Origin of the sequence: Nonomuraea sp. KM90 (assembly GCF_052246675.1) — a bacterium.
Classification (GTDB): Bacteria; Actinomycetota; Actinomycetes; order Streptosporangiales; family Streptosporangiaceae; genus Nonomuraea.
The window spans coordinates 1-8126 of sequence record NZ_JBQQCB010000237.1; the positions used below are offsets into that span (position 1 = coordinate 1).

The window sequence follows — 8126 nt, forward strand, 5'->3', positions numbered from 1 at the left end:
GTGATGCCACCGGTCTCGGGACACAGCGCCGCCAGCGCGCCCACGCCCAGCCCGACCAGCAGCCCGGCGCCGATGGAGGAGAGCTCCCGCTTCCAGTCCATCGGCGGGGAGTAGCGCAGGTTGGCGACGGACAGGCCCGCGGCGAAGCCGTAGCGGTTGCTCGTGGCCGGGTTCAGGGTCAGGCCGAGATCGGCTCCGGCCTCCTGCCGCGAGTCGGGGGTCAGGAACTGGTGGCTGGTGGGCAGGTAGTTCCGCGACCCCATCTGATAGCTGGACGACAGCTGGTCGAAGCGCCGGGCGCCGAACCAGTAGGGGTTGTAGGGCTCCTTGTACGGGTTGGCCGAGTCGGGGGTGTCCACCCCGCTGACCGATCCCGGCACCAGGGAACCGAAGACGCTGTAGCCGTACGTGGCCCGGGTGTCGCCGGTGTCGGTGGTGAGGATCTCCACGTTGCCCTGCGGGTCGTAGCCGTAGACGCTGCGCTCGGCGCTCCCGCCCGCGCCGAACCTCGCCATGGAAAGCCGCTCGTCCCACGCCGAGTACTCGAACGAGCGGGTGATCGAGCCGGCCACCTCCTCGTCCAGCACCTCGCCGGACAGGCCCAGGTAGGAGTAGGTGGTCTTCCTGCCGTCGTGGTCGGTCGTGGAGGAGGTACGGCCCAGCGGGTCGTAGGTGTACTCCGTGGCCCGGTTCACGCCGTCGACGCCGACCTGCTCGGTGCGGGTGGTCTGGTCGAAGGCGTTGTAGAAGTAGAACGCCGTCGGCGTCTGCTCCTCGCCGGAGGTCACCGCGGAGAGCCGGCCCGAGGGGTCGTACGTGAACTCCGAGTAGCTGCCCAGGTCGCCGCTCCTGACCAGGCGGTTCCAGTCGTACTGGAAGTTGGTCGAGGTCCCGGCGACGTTCTGGATGACCACGTTGGAGTTGGCGTCGTACTGGTACTCCTCGCTGCGCGCCTGGGAGAGGTACTCCACCTTGGTGACCCGGTTGCGCGGGTCGTAGGTGTAGTCCTTCTCCACGTCCGGGTACAGGCACCGGAACTCGACGCACCGCACCTTGGTGTGGTCCTTGGCGACGCGCAGGTCGGCCTGGTAGGTCAGGGTGTGCTCGGCCTGCACGGCCCCGTCGGGCTTCTTCTCCACCGAGTGCCGCGGCAGCCCGTCGAGGAAGTACTCGTAGGTCGCGACGTTGCCGTTGGACTTGGTCTCGGTCGCCCGCTCGCCGCGCGGGGTGTAGGTGTACCGGGTCAGCCTGGGGCTGGGGTCGGTCGCGCTGCCGGCGTTGCGCATCGTGTCGAGCAGGTCGCGGGCGTCGTAGGTGTAGTCGGCGATCGTCTTGTCATGAGCGCGGCGGATCAGGCTGCCGATCTCGTTGTAGCCGTAGGAGGTGGTGTTCTTGAGCGCGCCGTCCAGGCTTTCGGTGATCTTCTGCACCTGGTTGAGGTCGTCGTACTCGAGGTCCCACTGGTCGATCGTGGCGTTCGGCGAGCTGTCGGTGACCTTCTTGAGGTTGCCGTTCGGGTCGTAGAGGTAGTCGAACGAGACCGTCTGCGGGTACGGCGGTCCGGACGATCCGCCCTGGTCGGCGTGGCGCTTGAGCTTGCCGTCGGGGTGGTAGCCCCACTCCAGGGCCCGCTGCAGGCTCCCGTCGGCCGCGGTGACCTTCCGCTCGGTCTGCTGGCCCAGGTCGTTGTAGTCGTAGCTGACCGCGATGCCGAACGGATCGGTCGACTTCTTGATCCAGCCGTTGTCGTAGTACTCGGTGTTGCTGACGATCCGCCCCCGGTGGTCGGGGTTGGGGGTGTGATCGGGGTCGGGCGGCGGTAACGCCACCGACGTCAGGCGCGAGGCCGCGTCGTAGGTGTACTGGACGCTCTGCGGCGTGCGGTACGGGTAGTCCGGCGCGCCCTGGTTGTCGTCCTTGTCGAACGGGTAGATCTGCTCGACCGCGCGGTTCAGCTTGTCGTAGCGGATCTCGGTCAGGAAGTCGCCCGGGTCGTCGGTGGTCGCCACGCCCCGCGGGTTGATCGCCTTGGTCTGGTTGCCGACCTGGTCGTACTCGAACCGGCGGATCGTCTCCTTGGCGTTCCCGTCCACCACCTCGTGCGGCACCCGGGTCTCGACCACCTTGCCGCGGGCGTCGTACACCGTGGTGGAGACGGTGCCGTTCTGGTCGGTGGAGGTGGTCTGCAACCCGTCGCGGTCGTAGCCCGCGGCGGTGGTGTACCCGCCGGCGTCGGTCACCGCGGTCACCCGGTGGTTGCGGTCGTAGCCGAACTTCGCCGTGTGGTCGAGCGGGTCCGGGGTGGCGTTCTTGCGCGGGTCGATGACCCAGGTCAGGTTGCCGACCCCGTCGTAGATGTACCTGGTGTTGAAGCCCTTGGCGTCGGTCACGCCGGTGAGCTGGTAGATCTCGTCGTAGGACTTGGTGGTGGTGTAGTCGCCCGCCGCGGTGCTGACGTTGCCGTTGGGCTCGGTGATCGTCAGCCGGTTGCCGACCTTGTCGTAGGTGAAGGAGGTCTTGCGCTCCGGCGCGTCGCTCTGCTCGTCCCTGGGTTCGAGCGTGGAGGTGACCTGGTCGTTCGCGTCGTAGGCGGTGGTGGTGACGGCGCCGTTGGGCGCGGTGGCCTTGGTGATGTTGTCGTTGGGGTCGTAGACGGGGGCGGGCGTGACGATGTTCTCGCCGGCCGTGTGGTCCTTCTGCACCGTGCTGGTCAGGAGGCGGCCGAACAGGTCGTACGATCGCCAGCTCGCCGTCCCCAGCGGGTTGGTCACCGTCAGCGGCAGTCCCCGCCAGTCGTAGCCGAGGTGGGTGGAGTCGCCGTTCGCGTCGGTGATCACCTGCGGCTGGCCGGTCGCGTCGTAGTCACCGAAGGTGGTGGGGTTGCCGTTCGCGTCGGTCGCCTGGGTCACCTGCCCGTAGATGTCGTAGGCGTACCTGGTGGTGTAGTCGCCCGCGGTCTCCGTGGTGTTGCCGACGGGGTCGGTGACCGAGGTCAGGTTGCCCCACGCGTCGTAGGCGAAGGTGACGCGGCGGCCTTCCGGGCTGGTCTCGGCGATCAGGTCCGCGATGCGCCCGTTGAAGCCCTTCTGGTACGTGTACGTGGTGGCCGGGGTGCCGTTGTGGTTCGCCTCGGAGTCGCGGACCCAGAGCCGGTGCCCGGTGAGCGGGTCGTAGCCCGAGGTGGTGACGGCGCCGTTGTTCTCCTCTTCGCGGACCACGTTGTGGTCGGCGTCCCAGCCGAGGTTGGTGACCTGGGTCTTGGCGTTGGTGATCCGGGTGGGCCGGCCGTACTCATCCAGGTGGTAGGCGGTGGCGTGGTTCTCGGCGTCGGTGACCGTGGTGTCGAGCGTCTCGCCCGTGGCCCCGTCGGGGTCCACGTAGCCGAACCCGGTGGTCCCGCCCAGCCGGTCGGTGATGGTCTTGGCCGACCAGTGGAACTTCGGGTCGTCGCCGGTCTGCGGGTAGTAGTAGGCCACGCCGGTGCCGTTGCCGCGCGGGTCGGTGACCTTGACCAGCTTGGCGTTCCGGTTGCCCTGCGTCATGTCGTAGTCGAAGCGGAACGTCTTGGCGCTGTCGTGGCCGTCCCCGTCGACCATCTTGGCCATCAGGCCCCAGCTCGTGTACATGAAGGTGATCTTGCGGCCTTCGATGTCGCTGATGGACTTGACGCGGTCGATGATGTTCGGGTTGACGAGGTTGGCCCAGTAGACCTCCTCGCCCTCGTCGTTGATCCAGGTGTAGTTCTCGCCCTTCTGGTAGTAGTCGATGGTCAGCGTCTGCCGGCGCGCCGGGTCGGTGACGTACTGCAGGAACTTCACCGGCTTGTTGTTCGACTTGCGCGAGGCGTACGTGAACGACGCGGTGTTGATCATGCCGTTGCGGTCCTGCGCCGCCGACAGGTAGCCGTCGCAGTCGAAGTAGTACTGCGTACGGTCGGGCTGGGTCATCACCCAGGCCCGGGACTCCTCGGTCTGCGGGCCGCACGTCACCAGGCGCTGCAGGTAGAGGTGCACGCCCTTCGGGCTGGTCCACTCGCCCGCGGCGTCGTCCCACGTGAAGGTGTGGCCGGTGCCGTCCCCGTCGGTCATGGTCACCGTGGTCGGGTTCGGGTTGGGGTGGAAGTCCAGCGGCGTGCCGAGCCGGATCGGCGTGGCGGCCTGCAGCGACCAGCCGAACCCCATCGAGCTGTTGGAGGTGTCCTTGGAGTTGTAGGCGAGGTTGACGACGGTGGAGAAGTCCCCGCGCGACGGGTGCAGCCAGGGGTTGTAGGTCCAGACGGCGTTCCCCGAGTACAGGTTGTTGCGCAGCACGCCGCCGGCGCCGGTGTCGCGGCCCGCGTACTCGTAGAACGGCTCCAGCCCCAGCTGGTTGGAGGTGGGCTTGTCCACCGCCACCGCCTGGGTCAGCGCCGGGATCGCGTCGCTGGCCGACAGCCAGGCGTCGGTCGCCCTGTTGTACAGGTCCGACTGCAGCACGTAGCTCGTGCGCTTGTTGCTCTCGTCGGCCGTCACCGGCGCCTTGACCTGCGCCTGGACGGTGACGGTGTCACCCGGGGCGAGGTCCTTGGGCAGCGCGGTCTTGACCTGGTTGTCGGCGGTGGTCACGTCGGTGCCGTCGGGCCGCGCCCAGCGGTAGGACAGCACGTAGTCCGACGCCTTCCACGTGGCCGCGGTGGTGTTGGTGAGCGTCACCGGGGTGGTGCTCTGACCTCCCTCGACCATCCGGGCCGCCGTGCCGGGCGCGTGATAGGTGCTCTCGGTGGTCTTCTCCAGATACGTGACGCGCAACTGGGGCCGCAGCTGCGGCTCGGCCGCCTCGTCGGACAGGAACAGGGTCCGCTCGGCGGGGGTCGCCTCGTTCGCCAGCTTGATCATCACGCCGTGGTTGGCGGAGGGGGCGGCGACCCAGCTCTGCGTGAGCGCCGTGGCGGTGAAGCTGCGCCGGTAGGGGTCGTTGGTGATCCCGGCGTAGCTGCCGGTGACCGTGGCCGCGTGGTCGCCGCCCGCCGTGGTCCACGCCGTGGCGGCCGTGGCCCTGTTCCAGGTGGCCGTCTTCTCCTCGAATCCGGTGTTCACGCCACGCAGCTCGTACGTGGCCGTGCCCGACCCGATCATGGTCACTTCCCACAGGTCCACCGACGCGTCGAGCACCCGGGCGGTCGGCGGGATCGCGGAGACCCCGGGGAACTTGAGCACGGCCCTCGTCGTGCCGTACGTGCCGGAGTTGTTGCCGACCGACAGCCACGGCGCGCCCGCCAGCGCGTCCTGGTTGACGTCGGGCTGCCCGCTGGACAGGGTCGTGTCCGCGGTGCCGCCCTGGAAGATCCTGACGGTGCGGCCGGCCTTCGGCAGCGCGGCGATCTCCGTCGGGCCGGGGACGATCTGCCCGTCCTTGGTCTTCACCGCGACCATGTAGTAGTAGACCTGGCCGAACGGATCGGTGGAGGTGGCCGGGGTGGGCTCGGCCGTCGAGTCGGTGAACGACGTGGTGGCCGGCGCCACGGGGGAGACCAGTGTGGCCGCGGACGGGGTGAAGGTCTGGTAGACGCTCCGGTGGACCTGATACTCCACGAGGTCGTCCGACGAGCCGTCCGACGGGTCGCGGTAGGCGGGCCACGACAGCTCCGCGCCGGCGGCGTGGATCGTGGCGGGAGGATCGACGGCCACGCCCTGGCGGCCGTAGGTCAGCACCAGGCGCGGGTAGGTCGCGGTCTCCCCGCCGTAGGAGTACAGGCTGCCCTCGTAGCGCACCCCGCCCTTGTCGAGGGTCTCGTCGGCCGCCTTCAGCACGAAGCCGTGGTTCGGGGCGGCGCCGTCGAGCCACGACTGGACGATGTTGCGCACCGCGAAGGAGTGCCACTGGCTGCCGTTGGCCCCGGCCGGCTTCACCTGGGTGGCGTCCTTGGTCAGCCGCACGGCGTCGGCGATCACCCCGGTGGAGGCCGAGGCGGGGCCGTCGCCCAGGACGACCTTGCCGGTGGTGCCGGCGGCGAACGGATGGGTGCCCAGGGTCTTCCACACCCCGTTCGTGGTGGAGGCCGCGTACTGGTTGACCGCGTATGCCTTGGTGCCGCCGTTGTAGGTGACGGTGTAGGGCGCGGCCGTGGCCCGGTCGGACGCCTCCACGTAGTGGACGTCGACCCGGTAGTCGCCGTCCTCGGTCAGGCGCGGGGTCCAGGTGTAGCGGTCGCCCGCGACGGCGTCCTTGTTGTACAGGTAGTCACCGTTGACGGCCTTGGCCGCCAGGGCGCTGGTGGAGGCGGGCCACGCGCCGGTCGCCGCGGTCCGGCCGGTGTCGCCGTCGTCGACGACCTCGCTGTTGTGGCCGAGCTCGCCGGTGAGGCTCTTGGCCGTGTTCCAGGTGGCGGTCGTCTCGTCCCAGGCGGCGGTCGCGCGGTGCGCCTGAAGGGTGACGTTGTTGCTCGCCCCGGTGCTGGTCTGAATGTCCTGGTCGTAGTAGACCTGGAGCTGCGCCGAGTCGATCCTGGTGCCGGACGGCACCCCGGTCAGCGGGAACTTCAGCAGCGAGCGGGACACGCCGACCGACGACGTGCCGGTCGACAGGCGCCAGCTCCCGTCGAAGTTCGTGTCCGGGGAGTCGGAGACGATCATCGTGTCCTGCGAGACGCTGGGCGTCGGCGCGATCCTGATCGTCGGGTCGATGACCACCGGGTACTGCCGGGCCGGATCGGCCAGCCACGCCTGGTCCGCGGTCACCGTGAGCCGCAGCAGCCCAGCCGCCCCGTCCCACGCCATGCTCTGCGTCACCTTGTCGCTGTACGCCTTGCCGTACGGCGAGGACGCGTCGTCGCGGGCGTCGGTCATGTACGGCTTGGGGATCTCCATGACCGGCGCGCCGTCGAAGTCGCCGCGGTAGAACGCGATCGACCCGTCCGGCCGCTGCCAGGCGCGCAGCCCGTCCACCTTCATGCTGAAGGTGTAGGTGGGGGCCTGCTCCGGCGCGGCGTCGAGGACGATCTGCTCCTTGGCGCCTTCCGGGGTCACCTCGTACGACAGCCGGGCCCCGCCCTCGTCGTACGCGTAGGTGGCCGTGTTGCCCTTCACCTGCGGCTTCCCGCGCTTCACCCCGTCGGCCCCGAGCGTCACGGACACGTCGTCCAGCTCCACGCGGAGGACGGAGCCGGGGTCGGTGCCGAAGAAGCTGCTGAAGACGTTGCTCTGGTTGCCGTACGCGAAGCCCGCCCGGTCCGTGGGCGAGAGCTCGGTGGAGATCGGCTGCCACTTGCCGGATTTGTCGCGATAATTCAGCGGCCTTGCTGATACTTCCACCTGCTGCCGGCCGTCCTCCAGCAGGAACGCCCGCTCGTGGGCGCTGCGGCCGCCGGCCAGTTCCTTGACCCGCTTGACCGGCGGGAGCTTCTGCCCGGCCGGCTCCTGATCGCGCCGGGGCACCCCGTTCACGCCGAGATCACGCGGCTCGGGCGTCTCCTCGGCGCCGGTCAGCCAGTCGGAGAGGTCCTCCAGCCAGCCGCGCTCGCTGTCCGGTTTCCACCCGCCTCGCGCGTCGCCCACGGGGGGCGGGCCGGGTGTGGCCGCTCCGGCGGGGAGCTGCATGCCGCCCAGGGCGACAGCGAGCACCAGGAGCCCGGCCAATAATCGACGAAGTTCACGCGTTGTCCTGTGTGCAGCCATGGGCCGGCCTCCAGAGTCGGAGCGGGAGCCGAAAAAGGGCATGGTTGAATCAGGCCGTGGCATGCCGAAAAAGGCCACAGCACTAAGTCGGTGGACACGGAAGGAAACTGCAGATCGGTCTTTTTCGCCGAACGGGAGTTATTTATCCCGGACGAGGTAAAAGCCGGAGCCCCACGTAGGTATTTGCCGGGATCATCAACCGGTCACAAACGTTTGTCAACCCCGTCGATCTTCGCCGCGACAGCCCGCCGGCCCGGCTTCCCGCGCGCCGGACGAGCGCGCGGCGCAGCTGTTATCCGCGCATGAGCAGGACGTGGATCACGAAACGTGTAGACATCGTCAGCGCACCGTATGCGTATAACGGTTTCAATACGGGAAGCTGGGAAAGCCCTGACCGGCCAGTCTCCGAATTTGCTGTGAAAAATGGCAACGTGCCGGCCCGCGACGGAGGACGACAACCACCTCCCACCTCTT

The 8126-nt window shown here is 68.8% G+C and carries 1 protein-coding gene; it reads right to left on the reverse strand.

The window, feature by feature from the left end:
- The coding region (locus ACTWPW_RS61895; protein WP_443174685.1) for a DNRLRE domain-containing protein at positions 1–7652 on the reverse strand (7652 nt) is incomplete at its 3' end.
- Positions 7653–8126: the final 474 nt, after the last annotated feature.